This is a genomic window from Nostoc sp. MG11 (assembly GCF_014904695.1).
In the GTDB taxonomy this organism is placed as follows: domain Bacteria; phylum Cyanobacteriota; class Cyanobacteriia; order Cyanobacteriales; family Nostocaceae; genus Komarekiella.
The window spans coordinates 1-12,599 of the sequence record NZ_JACXXN010000080.1; the positions used below are offsets into that span (position 1 = coordinate 1).

General features: G+C 42.6%; 19 protein-coding genes. 8 read left to right on the top strand and 11 right to left on the bottom strand.

Going from position 1 to position 12,599, the window contains the following annotated elements:
- Nucleotides 1-14 precede the first annotated feature (14 nt).
- Complete coding sequence (locus HCR01_RS35200) at nt 15-863, bottom strand: aldo/keto reductase (protein ID WP_193200553.1); 849 nt, start codon at nt 861-863, stop codon at nt 15-17.
- 287 nt (nt 864-1,150) lie between these two features.
- On the opposite strand from HCR01_RS35200, the gene HCR01_RS35205 reads away from it, so the two are divergent.
- Nucleotides 1,151-2,182, top strand: coding sequence for an isopenicillin N synthase family dioxygenase (locus tag HCR01_RS35205; protein WP_193200554.1), 1,032 nt, complete (start codon nt 1,151-1,153; stop codon nt 2,180-2,182).
- 24 nt (nt 2,183-2,206) lie between these two features.
- Here HCR01_RS35205 and HCR01_RS35210 read toward each other — a convergent pair whose 3' ends face one another.
- From HCR01_RS35210 to HCR01_RS35225, 4 genes are all read right to left on the bottom strand, one after another.
- A complete protein-coding gene (locus HCR01_RS35210; protein WP_193200555.1) occupies nt 2,207-2,548 on the bottom strand; it encodes a 4Fe-4S binding protein in 342 nt (113 codons plus the stop codon).
- Nucleotides 2,549-2,560: 12 nt separating this feature from the next.
- Complete coding sequence (locus HCR01_RS35215) at nt 2,561-4,210, bottom strand: FAD-dependent oxidoreductase (protein WP_226889998.1); 1,650 nt, start codon at nt 4,208-4,210, stop codon at nt 2,561-2,563.
- A gap of 130 nt (nt 4,211-4,340) precedes the next feature.
- Nucleotides 4,341-5,564 carry a glutathione S-transferase family protein gene (locus HCR01_RS35220; protein ID WP_193200556.1) on the bottom strand — a complete coding sequence of 408 codons (1,224 nt, stop codon included), beginning with the start codon at nt 5,562-5,564 and terminating at the stop codon, nt 4,341-4,343.
- A 3-nt stretch (nt 5,565-5,567) separates the two neighbouring features.
- Entirely contained in the window at nt 5,568-6,224 is a 657-nt protein-coding gene (locus HCR01_RS35225) for a class I SAM-dependent methyltransferase family protein (RefSeq protein ID WP_193200557.1), read from the bottom strand.
- 353 nt (nt 6,225-6,577) lie between these two features.
- On the opposite strand from HCR01_RS35225, the gene HCR01_RS35230 reads away from it, so the two are divergent.
- The 3 genes from HCR01_RS35230 (at nt 6,578) to HCR01_RS35240 (ending at nt 7,703) form a co-directional block, all read left to right on the top strand.
- Nucleotides 6,578-6,889, top strand: a complete 312-nt coding sequence (locus HCR01_RS35230; RefSeq protein ID WP_193200568.1) for a hypothetical protein — start codon at nt 6,578-6,580, stop codon at nt 6,887-6,889.
- A 51-nt stretch (nt 6,890-6,940) separates the two neighbouring features.
- Nucleotides 6,941-7,105, top strand: a complete 165-nt coding sequence (locus HCR01_RS35235; RefSeq protein WP_193200558.1) for a hypothetical protein — start codon at nt 6,941-6,943, stop codon at nt 7,103-7,105.
- 169 nt (nt 7,106-7,274) lie between these two features.
- Complete coding sequence (locus HCR01_RS35240) at nt 7,275-7,703, top strand: GNAT family N-acetyltransferase (RefSeq protein WP_226889999.1); 429 nt, start codon at nt 7,275-7,277, stop codon at nt 7,701-7,703.
- 133 nt (nt 7,704-7,836) lie between these two features.
- On the opposite strand, the gene HCR01_RS35245 is transcribed toward HCR01_RS35240, so the two are convergent.
- On the bottom strand, nt 7,837-7,980 hold the full coding sequence (locus tag HCR01_RS35245) for a hypothetical protein (RefSeq protein ID WP_193200569.1): 144 nt from the start codon (nt 7,978-7,980) through the stop codon (nt 7,837-7,839).
- Between the two features lie 106 nt (nt 7,981-8,086).
- On the opposite strand from HCR01_RS35245, the gene HCR01_RS35250 reads away from it, so the two are divergent.
- Both HCR01_RS35250 and HCR01_RS35255 read left to right on the top strand, forming a co-directional pair.
- The gene (locus HCR01_RS35250) at nt 8,087-8,311 is read left to right on the top strand and encodes a DUF433 domain-containing protein (protein WP_193200559.1); all 225 of its coding nucleotides are present in this window, start codon (nt 8,087-8,089) and stop codon (nt 8,309-8,311) included.
- Nucleotides 8,308-8,640 carry a DUF5615 family PIN-like protein gene (locus tag HCR01_RS35255; protein WP_193200560.1) on the top strand — a complete coding sequence of 111 codons (333 nt, stop codon included), beginning with the start codon at nt 8,308-8,310 and terminating at the stop codon, nt 8,638-8,640. Before HCR01_RS35250 ends, HCR01_RS35255 begins: the two co-directional genes overlap by 4 nt.
- Here the strand turns inward: HCR01_RS35255 and HCR01_RS35260 are convergent.
- Nucleotides 8,591-8,830, bottom strand: a complete 240-nt coding sequence (locus HCR01_RS35260) for a DUF433 domain-containing protein (protein ID WP_413774009.1) — start codon at nt 8,828-8,830, stop codon at nt 8,591-8,593. The genes HCR01_RS35255 and HCR01_RS35260 overlap by 50 nt on opposite strands.
- A 330-nt stretch (nt 8,831-9,160) precedes the next feature.
- On the opposite strand from HCR01_RS35260, the gene HCR01_RS35265 reads away from it, so the two are divergent.
- Nucleotides 9,161-9,646: a transposase gene (locus HCR01_RS35265; protein WP_320073253.1), complete on the top strand. Its 486-nt coding sequence runs from the start codon at nt 9,161-9,163 to the stop codon at nt 9,644-9,646.
- Nucleotides 9,647-9,896: 250 nt separating this feature from the next.
- Nucleotides 9,897-10,451 carry a DUF2808 domain-containing protein gene (locus HCR01_RS35270; protein WP_193200561.1) on the top strand — a complete coding sequence of 185 codons (555 nt, stop codon included), beginning with the start codon at nt 9,897-9,899 and terminating at the stop codon, nt 10,449-10,451.
- Here HCR01_RS35270 and HCR01_RS35275 read toward each other — a convergent pair whose 3' ends face one another.
- From HCR01_RS35275 to HCR01_RS35290, 4 genes are all read right to left on the bottom strand, one after another.
- Complete coding sequence (locus HCR01_RS35275; protein WP_193200562.1) at nt 10,452-10,649, bottom strand: hypothetical protein; 198 nt, start codon at nt 10,647-10,649, stop codon at nt 10,452-10,454. It lies immediately after the preceding gene.
- A gap of 47 nt (nt 10,650-10,696) precedes the next feature.
- On the bottom strand, nt 10,697-11,884 hold the full coding sequence (locus HCR01_RS35280) for an acyl-CoA dehydrogenase family protein (protein ID WP_193200563.1): 1,188 nt from the start codon (nt 11,882-11,884) through the stop codon (nt 10,697-10,699).
- Nucleotides 11,885-12,031: 147 nt separating this feature from the next.
- Nucleotides 12,032-12,247 (bottom strand): hypothetical protein, encoded by a 216-nt coding sequence (locus tag HCR01_RS35285; protein WP_193200564.1) that lies wholly within the window; start codon nt 12,245-12,247, stop codon nt 12,032-12,034.
- Between the two features lie 119 nt (nt 12,248-12,366).
- Nucleotides 12,367-12,537, bottom strand: coding sequence for a hypothetical protein (locus tag HCR01_RS35290; protein WP_193200565.1), 171 nt, complete (start codon nt 12,535-12,537; stop codon nt 12,367-12,369).
- Nucleotides 12,538-12,599: the final 62 nt, after the last annotated feature.

The window sequence follows — 12,599 nt, forward strand, 5'->3', positions numbered from 1 at the left end:
ATTTGGCTTAAGGTTTAATCTAATAGCTGGTTTGTACAACTATGAACTTCGTCTGCCCAAAACCGAATCTGTTTAACTGACTTTTGCAAGAGGTCTAATGTAACTCTTGCTTTTTCTGGTTTACCGTTGAGGTATTTACCAGTTAAATAGCCAAATCCCAAAGGACTATAAGCTAGTAAAGGAACGTTTTCGTAATAAACTGCTTCTGCAAGTGCGCCATCAAAAACTCGATTGAGTAAATTGTAGGCATTTTGAATAGAAACAACTTTAGGTAATCCTAATTGTTTAGCTGCTTGACTAAATTGTGCAACGCCCCAAGGAGTTTCATTACTCAAACCGATATAACGAATTTTACCCGCATTGATGACATCAGCAAAAACTTCTAGCTGTTCAGTGATGGGAACTGTTTTCTCTACTTGATTAGGGTCAAAAACTGTTTGCCCAAAACGTGGTACATAACGATCAGGCCAATGGATTTGATATAAATCAATATAGTCTGTCTGTAATCTTTTTAGACTATCATCTACAGCTTGTTTGATATTGTCTCTATCAATGGCTTTAGCTCCATCACGTAACCATTTAAAGCCGCGGCCAGGCCCCGCAATTTTAGTAGCAACTATTAGTTTTTCTCGCTGTTGATGTTTTAACCATTCTCCAATATAAGTTTCGGTTAAGCCGTAGGTTTCAGCACTGGTTGGTACTGGATACATCTCAGCCGCATCAATGAAGTTAATTCCCTGTTTAATCGCATAATCTAGCTGCTGATGGGCTTCTTCAATAGTATTTTGCTGCCCATAGGTCATAGTACCAAGGCAAATTTCGGAAACTTTTAGGTCACTATTACCTAGTTGATTGTACCGCATATTTCTAGATTATGTTTGTTCTTAAATTAACAAGATTTTTACGCAATTGATATTAAACAATAAATTACTCCTTGTTCAGTAAATTATTGTTGTTTGCAGAAATAATGAGAATTATTTAGATAATACTACGGTATCTGCATCGAATTACCGGATTTAGATAAAGTTTACAAATTTATACTCAAAATACTTTGTCTAAATACTTGACTAAGGCTAGCGATCGCCATAACCAACATTATAGTTATCGATATAATTTACTGTGTAGCCTAGTTATTAGTCCATACTTAACTATGACAATCTTACAAGTTGTAGATAAAAAGTTTTCACAAGTTCCCATTATTGATATTAGTACGTTAGTTTCTCAAACTAACAAATCTTCTAATGTAGTTGCAGACCAAATCAGACAAGCTCTCCATGATTACGGTTTCTTCTATATCGTTGGACATGGAGTTGATGAACAATTACAAGAAAAACTAGAACATCTCAGCCAACAGTTTTTCGCGCAGGATATAGAAACCAAACTGAAGATTCGTATGGCTCTTGGTGGTAGAGCATGGCGAGGATATTTCCCCGTTGGTAACGAGTTAACATCAGGTAGACCTGATTTAAAAGAAGGTATTTACTTCGGTGCAGAACTAGAAGAAAATCACCCACTTGTGAAAGCTGGTATACCAATGCACGGGTGCAATCTTTTTCCATCCAACATTCCCCAATTTAGGGAAACAGTGCTGGATTATATAGACTCAATGACCAAACTCGGACATATCCTAATGGCTGGTATTGCTCTGAGTTTGGGGTTAGAAAATTCCTATTTTGTAGACCGTTATACAAAAGACCCATTGATATTATTTCGGATTTTCAATTACCCTCCTAATTCATCATTAGCTGAATCTAAATGGGGCGTTGGCGAACATACAGATTATGGAGTATTAACTATACTCAAACAAGATAGTGTTGGTGGATTACAAGTTAAATCAAAGTCTGGTTGGATAGATGCGCCTCCTATTCCTGGCTCGTTTGTGTGCAATATTGGCGATATGCTCGATCGCATGACACGAGGACTGTATCGCTCAACACCCCACCGCGTTCAAAACCTATCAACAAGTAATCGCCTGTCATTTCCATTCTTCTTTGATCCCAATTTCAACGTTGAAGTCAAACCCATTGAACTGAACAACGTAGTAGTGAATTATGATCAAAGCGATCGCTGGGATAAAGCCAGTGTTCACGAATTTGACGGAACTTATGGCGAATATCTCTTGAATAAAGTCTCCAAAGTCTTCCCAGAACTACGTCAAAAAGTGCTTGAAAGTGCTGAATAAAAACCCACTCCCCAAACACCCAAATTAACTTTGATAAGGACGTGGCAGTTGGCGCAGCTTATGAGCCGTATCCAATTCACTATTGTTTTTTCTACCATATCCCCAACCCAAGAGGCGACGATATTCACCCATGATGCCACTTTCAATTAAATCATCCTCATTGACTGCAACATTGGTATGAGATTGGGGCGCAACATACAGTGCATCCGCAGGGCAATAAGCCTCACACATGAAACAAGTTTGACAGTCTTCCTTGCGGGCGATCGCAGGTGGCTCGTTAGGTACGGAGTCAAAGACATTGGTAGGACAAACTTGGACACACAAATTGCAATTAATACAGAGTTTATGGCTGACAAGCTCGATCATGACATGCTCCTGCTACAACTTTGATACAGAGGGTATGGTTTGAGTGGTTTGTACTGGTGGTGTAGTGATCGCATCCGTAATCCAATCACGCCTCACCCAAAGCTTATCTAAGCCGCCTGTTGCTTGGTAATAACGCTGATTTGGATCGGTTTCGGGATAGTCTATGCGAATATGTTCGCTGCGCGTTTCCGTGCGATGTAACGCGCTAAAATATGCCCATCGTGCTACAGCCGTCAAAGCAGCTGCTCGCCGAGAAAATTCCACATCGCGCACTGTATCTTGTTTTGGGTTCCCTTGTACTTGCTGCCACAGCGTTTCTAATTTAGCAAGAGAATCCAAAAGTCCCTGTTCAGAACGTAAGTAATTCTTCTCCAACGGGAACATCTGGGCTTGTACACCATGCACGATCACCTCACTATCGAATGTTTCAGCAGTGGGTGAGGATGATGAGCGCAATCCCACTTTACCAGCAGGACGCGCAACCCGTTCATTTGCTTGAGCGCCCAAACTCTTAGCAAAGTCCGCTGCCCCAACTCCTGCCCATTGCCCTGTGGAGATTGCCCAGGCAGCATTGGGGCCACCACCCCCAGAAGCTAAACCGGCTAAAAATTCCCGCGATGCAGCATCACCGGCAGCGTAGAGTCCAGGAACCTTTGTACCGCAATTATCATCGGTCAAACTAATCCCACCTGTACCACGGACTGTACCCTCTAAAACAAGTGTCACAGGCACTCGTTCTGTATAGGGGTCAATACCAGCTTTTGTATAGGGTAGAAAAACAATGAAATGAGACTTCTCAATCACTGCTTTAACTTCAGGCGTGGCTCGATCCAAACGAGCATAAACGGGGCCTTTCAGGAGGGCATTAGGGAGAAACGATGGATCGCGACGACCATTGATATAGCCACCCAGATCATTGCCTGCTTCATCGGTATAACTAGCCCAGCCAAAGGGAACACCCCTGGTTACAGTCGCATTGAAAGCCGTCGAAATGGCATAGTGATTAGAAGCTTCCATACTAGAAAGTTCCCCACCAGCTTCCACTGCCATCAATAGTCCATCACCTGTATTGGTATTGCAACCTAATGCTTTACTCAAGAATGCACAACCGCCATTCGCTAAGACTACTGCACCAGCACGAACGGTATAGGTACGATGATGCTGCCTCTGCACACCTCTTGCTCCAGCTACTGAGCCGTCATCAGCCAATAAAAGCTCTAGAGCGGGACTTTGATCAAGAATCTGCACACCAACACGCAGAAGGTTTTTGCGAAGTACCCGCATATATTCAGGGCCATAATAACTCTGACGCACAGATTCCCCATCTTCTTTAGGGAAACGATAGCCCCAACTTTCCACTAGGGGCAAACTCAGCCAAGTTTTTTCGATCACACGCTCGATCCAACGTGAGTTAGCGAGGTTTTTTCCTACGCGATAACGCTCCGATAAAACTTTGTCCCAATTCTCTGGAGAAGGAGCCATGATGCCATTGCCACTAGCCGCCGCCGCACCACTCGTACCCAGAAAACCTTTATCAACAATTATGACTTTGACTCCTTGGGATGCGGCTGCCCATGCTGCCCAGGCAGCGGCAGGTCCACCACCAATTACCAGTACATCAGCGGTTAATTGTAGTTGATTTTCACTATGGACTGCTAGCAATTCCCTTTCCTCAATAAAGTTTCTACAGTACGGCAGAATTCAGAAGAAACCCTTGTAGAGACGTAGCACTGCTACGTCTCTACATTCTTTGTTGGAGATGTCTTTTATACATTCAGCAACGCCCACAAAATTAATAAACAGAAGTCAACAATTTATCTATCGCTGCGCGAAACGCCGTTGCTGCACCAGCACTCATATCACGGGGAGCGCAGATGCGATTTCTCAAATATGCGAAAGCGATCGCCCCCACAGCAGCGAAGATAGGATCAACATTGCTATTTTTACCACCAGTCCTTCCACCCGGTAAAGTTTCGCCATTGCCATGAATGAGATAATCAGCCAGTTGTCGCAGGTGAAAATCAACAGCGTCCTTAACTGTGGTAAAATCACCATCTGCGGCTATTGCTTGGACTCCAGAGTTTTTGATCACATCTGCGATCGCAACTTCCCGATTATCACTCAATCTCTCAGCTGCTTCGGCGCGATATTGAATTTTCTCACTATCTGCCACATCCAGAGGTAAAGGATTGGCGATCGGTTCTACACCCCATCTGCGACGCAACAGTAAATTATTGGTGATATTATCCGACTTCACTCTCTGATAAGCAGGACGCTGATTAAGTGCGTCAAACCAAGCATTAATACGAGGAAAGCGAGGATTTCCCTTGAGGTGATATCCCCGATACACAGGTAAATTAGCCGCCAATCTATCCAAATGGGGGCTATACATAATGTCAACTAAGCTAAATGTACTGACAAAGTAGGGGCTGGGATATTTAGCCAAAGCTTGCTCAAGTTCATCCAACTTCGCCTCAAATGCTGCTTGTAAGTTTGCCAACTCATTAGCATCTACAGGTGCTTCTCTAAGGAATTTGTACGCAATCTCTCTAAAACCGTTAGTCTCAGCCTCCTCAACCAACTGTCTAACAACAGCGTTTTCCTCTGGATTTTCAGATAGTAATGATGGATAAGGAAACTTTTCTTCTAAAACCAAGAGAATATCTTTGGATTCATATACTAAGTTACCCTCAATCTTGGCAGCTGGGACAAGGGTTGTGGGAACTAAGTCAGTGTACCATTTGGGTTTATTACTTAAATCAATAAACTCCGTTGCAAAGGGAATTTCCTTTTCTTCCAGAGCAAACCAAACTCTCTCGCAGAAAGGACACCAGGAATTAGTATCTCGATAAAGTAAAACTGGCGGTTCTGTGTTTGGCGGAAGTTTCTGTAAACTGCTGGGTATTGGTGCAGTAGAAGGAGATTGTCCTGTCCTCTTTACCCTACGCGCAGAGGTATTTTTTATAGCAGTCTCTAAAAGTTCTTCCCAAGTTGATACTGTGTTTTGAATAGACATTTTTTACCTCGCTTTACTAGGAACGCCAGAAAACACAAATAACTGTTGCTCTTTGGGTTGAGGTAAGTTTTCACCAAGGTAACGATGAATACCTACCGCCATATTTCCTATAGCCGTGAGTTTAAAATTCACTTCCTCAAATCCAGATGCACCTAAAGTTTTCCGCACATTGTCAGAGTAGGAAATACCGTCAGAATGTCCACGAGTCCAGATAAAAAAAGCACCTCTTTTACTCAGAAAACTCAAGTTATTGATTAAGCGATTGAGTTCAATTTTTTCAGCCACATGGCCTAAGACACCACATGCGATCGCAATATCTGCTGGTACTGCTCCTACATAGTTAGTAGCAAGAGTTGCATCACCATTGATAAACTCAATTTGCTTGGTTAAACCCAATGATTCTATAGTTGCTCGTCCACGCTCAACTAACTGAGGGTTGAGTTCAACAAGTCGTGCGTATACGTCATTTATCCGAGGGTGATTTTTTAAAGTTCCTAATAAATCTCGCCCATCACCCGCGCAAACACTCACTATTCGGATAGCGCCATCTGGCGACGCATTCAAGCTATAAGCAATATATTCCCGCACGATTTCTAGACGCTGCTGCAATGTTGGCTCAGTGTTGTAGAGGTCGTGCCATTCATACCAATCTTTTGGCATAAGGGGTAATTCTCGTTTGACGCACACTGTGTAACTACAAACTACGGTTAGTTTATCAAGTAACTGTAGTTAATGAATGAAGGTAGAGTATCACAAACATTTATATAAAATCAAGTCTTGTTCCGTATAATCACCATTGACTGAGTATTTATGCGTACTTTGCTGTATAATAAATAGCTATACAGTAAGTACTAAATCGTGAAAGAAACAATCAATTTGCAGAATCTCGGTGGACTAAAAATGTAAGACCTCCTGATGGTGGATATGCCTACCCTCAATTCAAAGTTTCTGAACTATTCAAGTTAGCTTGGAAAGATGATGAAGCCAATGCCAATCGACCGGAAAGAAATGATTTGATCTTGCTTCGGCAAAATGGGTATGTCACGCATCTAGTCAAAGTTTTAGATCACCAATCTGAACGTGAAGACTGGCAAGGTGATTACAATATCTACCGCATTGTTGAGGTGCTATGGGCGATTGATTGCAGTAACCCACCTGTAGCAGCCAAGGCAGATGCCATATTTGATTATCCAGCAGTTCTTCGTTATGAGGGCGGTAATGCTATGAAGCTAGAGGATTTGCCCACGTTTAAGGAACATTGGGATACTCAAGGTGGACTTCTCGCTTTCCAAGAATATGTTCAATCAGGACTTGCAACTGTTTAGAGTCAGCCTTCTCACTTGCTATAATTATGTACAAAGACTATATGCCATACCATGAAATATCCTCTCCAGACACAATCTAAGCCCGTTTCAGGCATTGCCGCTAAGAAACTGCTGGAAGCGATCGACTCTGGCGGGGCTGTGGTTAACGATCAGATGCTTGCCCTGGCCAAACGCCTTGCCACTCGCCGTCGCCGCAAAGCTCTGAAAAATGGCTAATTCCGGTAAATTTGATGGAGTTGACTTTTCTAAACTTGATATTGAGCTACTAACCCCTGAACTGCGGCAACTTGGTCAGGGGTTTCGCTGTGTCAGGGGAGAATTTGTCACTTATTGAAAACAGGGGCGAATCCAACGGGAAGTATATTCCTATCTGTGTCAATGTTGGATGGTGAGGGTGGAAGATGCTCTAGCAGGCTACATTACGCTTCTGGCGGATAAGTTACAGGTGGAGAATGCGCTCTTGGCGCAAGAAAGCGTGAAATATCGTACTTTTCCGGCTATCAAGATTGGGCTACTCGCGGTTGATAGACGCACAAAAGGGCTTGGAGTGCGGTTGGTGGAATGGGCAATTGATTATGTGATTACGGAAGTGGTGCCTGTTGTTGGGGTAAGATTCATTACAGTAGATGCGCTCTACGATGCAGATGTTGAGCCAACTTATGATGCGTCTGGCTTCTACGTTAAGTTAGGATTTGAGTTTGCTGATCCTATTGAGCTTCTACCACCTATTAATCCATATCGCACAATTTATCTGGATCTGAAGCCATTGATAGAGGTGTTGGCTACAGAGGACATGGATGAAGACTTGATATAGTCGCTGTGAATTAGCGAATGAACAAGTTACTCATAAATCTCGCACCAACGGATCAATCAATTCATCAGGGATTCGGTTACGTTCAATATAAGCATTAATTTCATCTTGGCGATCGCTGTAATAACTCAACGCATCAAAAACTTGTGCCAGGGTTTAGATGAAGCAAGCCTTGGAGAATTTCTTCAGGAGAGACACCCATCCGCAAAGTTTGGGCGATCGCATCAAGCAAGACTGCCAGGTAAAATAGGTTTAGTACCATTTCAATCCAACTTCTCATGCGTTTTCCCTGGCACAATGTAACTTGCTGCAATTGAGCGGTTACAAGCTTTATTTAAGCTGAAGATTTAAGGGTAGAGGCAAGTATTTTTTTAGATTTCCAACTTATGGATTACCACGACATCATCACAATTGAACCTGGAAAACGCAGCGGCAAGCTTTGCATTCGAGGAATGCGAATCACTGTGTCTGACATCTTGGAATATCTCGCAGGTGGTATGACGGAAGAAGAAATTTTAGAAGATTTTTCTGAACTAACTTCTGAAGATATCAAAGCCTGTCTTGCCTTTGCTGCCGACCGCGAGAAAAAGTTATTTGTGGCAACTTTGTGAAACTGCTACTGGACGAAAACCTCTCAGACCGGATTATTCACAGGATTATCGATCTGTATCCCGACTCTGAGCATGTTAAAACTTTGGGACTAACTAACACTGATGATCTAATGATTTGGGAGTACGCAAAGGCAAGTGATTTTGTAATTGTTTCCAAGGATTCTGACTTTCATCAGCGCAGTTTACTTTATGGTTATCCACCCAAATTCGTTTATCTTCGCATTGGCAACAGTCCAACATCTAAGATTGTTCAAATCTTGAGGAATAAATTTGACATCATCACTCAGTTTGTAAATAGCGAAATGGAAAGTATCTTGGTGCTGGCTTAACGTGAAATCGTCGCATAACAATCAATTCATCAGGGATGCGATTACGTTCAATATAAGCATTAATTTCATCTTGATGATCGGTGTAATAACTCAACGCATCAAACACTTGTGCCAGGGTTAGATGAGGCAAACCTTGGGGAATTTCTTCAGGAGATACACCCATACGCCAAGTTTCAACGATCGCTCTCACAGATGTACGAGTTCCCGTGATAATTGGCTCACCACCTAAAATATATTCATCTTTGACAATATTAAAGATGTTCTGTTGCTTGAACCATAACTGTAAATATCTTGAGAATTTTCCCAGACATTAATTGTACCGATTCTGTTAATCAGTTGTATCTCATCACCAACCTATCATGTAGCCACAACCCTTGTTCGACCTTGTGAGTGAGATTGAGATTTGCTTGTCACTACAATCTCTACATGAATGGCACTAAGAAAAACGGAAAGACTTATCAATTAAGCAGTCTGCAATTGTGCTCAAATAGAAGAATACATTCGCCCTTTTGAGCAAGCCGTGGAACTTTTGGACACCATTCCTGGTGTCGCCCTCAAAGCAGCCCAGGCAATTGTTTCGGAAATTGGTACTGATATGAGTCGGTTTAAGAGTGCGGCTCATCTGGCGGCTTGGGCTGGTTTAGCACCAGGTAATTGTGAGAGTGCTGGCAAAAGATTGTCCTCTTTTAGCCGTAAAGGTAATCGGACTCTCAAAACTATTCTTGTACAAGCTGCGTGGGCAACTTCTCGTACCAATACTTATCTGGTGGCACAATTGCGACGTATATCTGCCCGACGGGGGGCTAAACGTGCTGCTGTAGCTGTTGCCCATTCTATTTTAGTGATTGCGTATCATCTGATTTCACGCTCAGAGCCTTATTCGGATTTAGGCGTTTCTCATTTTGAACGCCAAGAAAAACCCGAAGTTAAAAACAAACGTTTAATCAGACAACTCGAACAGCTTGGTTTTCAAGTTCATGTGACGGAGATTACTGTTGCATCCTGATTTTTACGTTAATTACTTTCATCAATATTACCTAGCTGTGCTACTTATTTTTCGTTGTCCAGCAAAACACTTCTGCTGTCAACCTCTTCCATCGCCTATTTTCAAGTTAGAAACCTAGAAAAATCTGATCCCTCTTAATTTTGCGGCAAGTAGGTGGTGTTGGTTTCCGTCCTCCTAACTGTCCAAAACGAATTATAAATTGGTACTACCAAAATAAAAGCAAGAATGAAAATATCCATCCCCAACTAACATGAAAAACATTGTAACTTTGTGTAAAACTCTACTGGTTAGCACAGGACTGTGTTTATTGTCGATTCCCGGTACTTATGCAGTCGTCTCAGCACAGCCAGCGCGTTTATTGTCTGCAATGACAACCTACAATGAAGTGAGCGCTTGGGAAGCAACTTATTATTTCACCTTAACAGTACCAGCATCCGCTACTGATTCACTGCAACAAGTGGCTTTGACTCAAATACAAGGTTTAGAAGCGATTCGCTTCAATTCTCAAGAAAGTTTCGCCTTTGAAGGAAAAGGTGAGACTGCTGACAAGTTGGCCCGTAGAGGACAAAAGTTAGGAATTAGGCTAGCGGATAGTGAAAATCAACCACGAACTGTCATCGTTACCTTTGATCAACCAGTTGCACCAGGCAAAACAATCACTATCGGCTTGAAACCGTTTCGTAATCTCATGTACGACGGTGTGTACCAATTCCAGGTGCAGACTCTATCTACAGATAAGTCAACATATAATCCAATCATTGGGACTGCTCGCTTACAATTCTATGGTGTTGATGTCCATGAATGATTAAGAAGATTTTGAATCATGGAAGTGTATTTTTGTTGGCCCCGGTTCGGGGCTATTTTCTTTTGGTAACTCCCAGATATCTCGTCTTTGCTGTTGTTCATCAGATGATAATTGAAGATGAGTTGGTAGTTGGGGCTGTTGCCCAAAGAACCAAGGTACTCCATCTAATAACTCTCTTTCAACTTGTCCATTAAACATCTGCTCACCGTTGATAGGCGTAAGCTGTGACTATTAATTGCTCGTAATTAGGTTGTAATTTTTAGTGCTGATTTCCCTAAAGACAAACAAATTGCATCATTTTGCGGTGTATGAATGCGACTGCAAAGTACATCTCGATAATGTCTTTCCAGAGGATTTTTCTTGGATAAACCAGGATTACCAATCAGTTCGAGTCCAATTTCCACAGCGCGAATGGCATTATTTGTAGCTAGATATTTCACTGTTTGCGTTTGTAAACCAACTTTGGCGTCATACTCACCCCGATCAATATCGTCCGCCAGACTGTAAATGAGTCGCTGATTGGCGTACAATAATGCTTCGATTTCACCAACAGCTGTTTGAAATCGGGGTAGAGTTGCTAAACTTGCACCCAAATTAGTAGGCGATCGCTCATTCAAATACTTAACTAACCAATCTCGCGCAGCTGTGGCTACTCCTTGATACAATGCACTCAACCACAAACTACCACCTGCTAATTTTAGAGGGTCTGATGCTAAAAAAGTGTTCAAAGGATGCACATCCAAAGCGTATTCTTTAGGAATCAAGACATCTTCTAAAATTAGGTCATGGCTACCAGTAGCTCGCATCCCTAAATGATCCCAAGTTTCCACAATCCTCACACCAGAAAGGTCGCGCGGGACAAGAAAACTACCTACTCGTGGTTCCTCTTCATCTGTTCGCGCCCAAACGACGAAATAACTTAAGATAGGGCTGCCCGTAGTGTATTGTTTGTGACCGGTTATCAGCCAGCCAGTATCTATTTGTTTGGCAATTGTGGCTGGTAGTCCCCCTCTGGCGGGTGTACCTAATTCTGGTTCCACACGGGCAGCATTGAGTAAAGCAATACCTGTGACTGACTCCCGACACAGCCGCTCATAAACTGCGGGATGCCAACGACGAGTCCGGGCTGCATTGTTATGTTGTAAGTAGTGCATTGTCAACACCAAAGCTGTAGAAGCATCACCACTGGCTATCTTTTCAATTACTTGACAGACGGTGGCGTAGCCTGCATCTTGTCCACCAAATTCTCTGGGAACTGTGAGATTTAACAATTGTGCTTGGTGGAGAGCCTGAAAATTCTCAAAAGGGAAAGAACTGTCGCGATCGTGGACAGCCGCGCGAGTGGCAAAATCAGCCGCTAGCGACTCGATAAGCTCAAACAAATCAATAGAAGATGCTGCTGTATTAGCTTCTAAAATAGGTGATTGTGACATTGAATAATTCGTAATGGGCTACGCCCCGCTACGCCCCGCTACGCTAACGTAATTCGTAATTTAAAGTATGGATGAAAGGGCTAGAGGTGGGCTATTAGACTTCTTGCAAAAGTCAGGGTAAAGGTTAAGGGGTAAAGAGAAAAGGAACTACAACCCTTCCCCTTTAACCTTTCCCCTTTTCCCCAAGAGTGCAAAAATATATTTTTGCAAGAGACTACATGAGCTGCGCTCACAAGGAACAATGAAAATGATGTTGTCACGATTTTGCGTTGTTTCAGCCTCTATTTTCAAGGCAGGGCTATTGTAAATTCGTTGCTTGTGTTTGGGATAAATCTTCGTTTCTGGAGACAGTGCTAATTGCATTTGGCGATATCTTCATTAAAACTACTGTCCCATAGTTGCTTGACATCAACTTGTGAGGGAATTAGCCCGGCTTGGAAAAAAGTATCAGCAACCTGTTGTTGAGATGCGGTAAGCGCTAGCTATGCCGTCAGGCTTATCGCCTGATCAGAAACAGGCAATAATTCTGAGGGACGCTGTTGTTCTCCTTCTATGGCATCCTGATAAACGATCGCTTCCTCAACTTTGATATTATCGGCATAACTCTTCGACCAATCCTTACAGCACTTGCGTCTGTTATGAGGTACAATCAATTAAAATATAAATCCCTTTAAATGAAGTCATACTCTGTCGATCTTCGAGAAAAAATAGTTGC

Excerpts from the sequence above, each read along its gene's own strand:
- HCR01_RS35200 (WP_193200553.1), bottom strand. The coding sequence starts at position 863 with ATGCGGTACAATCAACTAGGTAATAGTGACCTAAAAGTTTCCGAAATT.
- HCR01_RS35205 (WP_193200554.1), top strand. The coding sequence starts at position 1,151 with ATGACAATCTTACAAGTTGTAGATAAAAAGTTTTCACAAGTTCCCATT.
- HCR01_RS35210 (WP_193200555.1), bottom strand. The coding sequence starts at position 2,548 with ATGATCGAGCTTGTCAGCCATAAACTCTGTATTAATTGCAATTTGTGT.
- HCR01_RS35220 (WP_193200556.1), bottom strand. The coding sequence starts at position 5,564 with ATGTCTATTCAAAACACAGTATCAACTTGGGAAGAACTTTTAGAGACT.
- HCR01_RS35225 (WP_193200557.1), bottom strand. The coding sequence starts at position 6,224 with ATGCCAAAAGATTGGTATGAATGGCACGACCTCTACAACACTGAGCCA.
- HCR01_RS35235 (WP_193200558.1), top strand. The coding sequence starts at position 6,941 with ATGAAATATCCTCTCCAGACACAATCTAAGCCCGTTTCAGGCATTGCC.
- HCR01_RS35240 (WP_226889999.1), top strand. The coding sequence starts at position 7,275 with ATGGTGAGGGTGGAAGATGCTCTAGCAGGCTACATTACGCTTCTGGCG.
- HCR01_RS35245 (WP_193200569.1), bottom strand. The coding sequence starts at position 7,980 with ATGAGAAGTTGGATTGAAATGGTACTAAACCTATTTTACCTGGCAGTC.
- HCR01_RS35250 (WP_193200559.1), top strand. The coding sequence starts at position 8,087 with ATGGATTACCACGACATCATCACAATTGAACCTGGAAAACGCAGCGGC.
- HCR01_RS35270 (WP_193200561.1), top strand. The coding sequence starts at position 9,897 with ATGAAAAACATTGTAACTTTGTGTAAAACTCTACTGGTTAGCACAGGA.
- HCR01_RS35275 (WP_193200562.1), bottom strand. The coding sequence starts at position 10,649 with ATGTTTAATGGACAAGTTGAAAGAGAGTTATTAGATGGAGTACCTTGG.
- HCR01_RS35280 (WP_193200563.1), bottom strand. The coding sequence starts at position 11,884 with ATGTCACAATCACCTATTTTAGAAGCTAATACAGCAGCATCTTCTATT.
- HCR01_RS35285 (WP_193200564.1), bottom strand. The coding sequence starts at position 12,247 with ATGCAATTAGCACTGTCTCCAGAAACGAAGATTTATCCCAAACACAAG.